Origin of the sequence: Cerasibacillus sp., from assembly GCF_036516575.1 — a bacterium.
Taxonomy (GTDB): Bacteria; Bacillota; Bacilli; order Bacillales; family Amphibacillaceae; genus Cerasibacillus.
Genome location: NZ_DATBTY010000032.1, coordinates 1 through 1,575, shown reverse-complemented (window position 1 = coordinate 1,575; position 1,575 = coordinate 1). Strand labels below are relative to the sequence as shown.

1 protein-coding gene is annotated in these 1,575 nt (G+C 35.1%); it reads left to right on the top strand.

The genetic code is table 11. The features are described 5' to 3' along the window. Window positions 1-187: 187 nt before the first annotated feature. Window positions 188-1,548, top strand: a protein-coding gene (locus VIG73_RS05555; protein ID WP_331639798.1) for an IS3 family transposase whose coding sequence is annotated in 2 segments (ribosomal slippage) — window positions 188-668 and window positions 668-1,548 — 1,362 coding nt in all. Because the reading frame shifts where the segments join, the coding sequence is not laid out codon by codon here. Window positions 1,549-1,575 lie beyond the last annotated feature (27 nt).

Sequence of the window (1,575 nt, the reverse complement as noted above, 5' to 3'; positions counted from 1 at the left end):
ATCGTTAATCGCTAATCATATTGCGCTAATCATCTTGTTTTGTCGATATCGGTATGTCTCTATATTGATCTATCGATCTATTCATTACATGGTTTTTACTATGAGCAAGTAGAAAAGCAGCTGAATGGAGTACCCCATTTTTGAACTGAACCCCAAAAGTTGGACACGACTTTTGGGGTATTTTTATATGGCTAAGTATTCTTTAGATTTTAAATTAAAAGTAATATCATTTTATTTAAACGGCTATGGTTATACATCAACTGCAAATCATTTTGGCATACTTCGTTCAGCAGTTAGAAAATGGGTTAAACTCTATCAATATCATGGGATTAAAGGGATTGAACCTCGACACTCAAAGTTAAAATATACCGCAGAATTCAAACATCATGTTTTGATTTATATGAATACTCACAACCTCTCTCAGCAGAAAGTCGCTGTATATTTTAATATTCCTACGATGAGTTCTATATTAGAATGGCAAACTCTCTTTAAACAAGGCGGTTTTGAAGCACTTAAGCCCCGTAAGAAAGGTCGACCTAAGAAAATGAAACGTCCCAAAAATCCTGATAATAGAACCGAACAAGAAAAATTGATTGATCAGCTTCAAGAAGAGCTTGCCTATCTTCGTGTGGAGAATGCTGTCCTAAAAAAGTTTCAAGAGATGGACGAGAAGGAAGAACGGCAAAGGCAAAAGTCAAAATAATTGAAGCGCTTAAAGACAAGTATCCTTTGCCTTTATTACTAAAAGTGGTCGATATTCCGAGAAGTAGTTATTACTATCATCGCCTATTACTTCAAAAAACAGATCCGGAGAGCGAGCTTAAATCTCGGATTCTAGCCATATTTCATGAAAATAAGGGCCGTTATGGATACCGCCGGATTACGGCAGTTTTGCGCAGAGAATTCATCATTAACCACAAAAAAGTTCAAAGAATAATGCAACAGTTGAATCTTAAATCATTGGTTCGACCCAAAAAATATCGCTCTTACAAAGGCCAAGTCGGACGCATTGCTAAAAATCTATTAAAGCGTCAATTTACGGCATCTCAACCTAATCAAAAGTGGGTGACTGATGTTACCGAGTTTAAAGTTAATGGGGAGAAACTCTATTTATCGCCAATTTTAGACCTGTATAATCAAGAGATTATTAGTTACGAAATAGCTAAAAGACCAAAGTACGATCTTGTTAAGTTGATGTTAGAAAAAGCATTAAAACGCTTCGTCACCAGCAAGAAAGGTAGGAAAAAACTAATCCTTCACTCAGATCAAGGCTGGCAATATCAAATGAGTCATTACCAACAGAATCTGAAAGATCATAATATCAAGCAAAGCATGTCTCGTAAGGGGAATTGCTACGATAACGCAGTTATGGAAAATTTTTTCGGAATACTAAAATCAGAATGCTTTTATACTCAACGATTTAAATCAGTTGAGCAACTTGAAGATGAACTTCATAAATATATTGATTATTACAATCACAAACGCATTAAACTTAAACTAAAAGGACTAAGCCCGATTGAATATCGAACTCAGTCCTTATCATTATAATTTTAAAACCGTCTAACTTTATGGGGT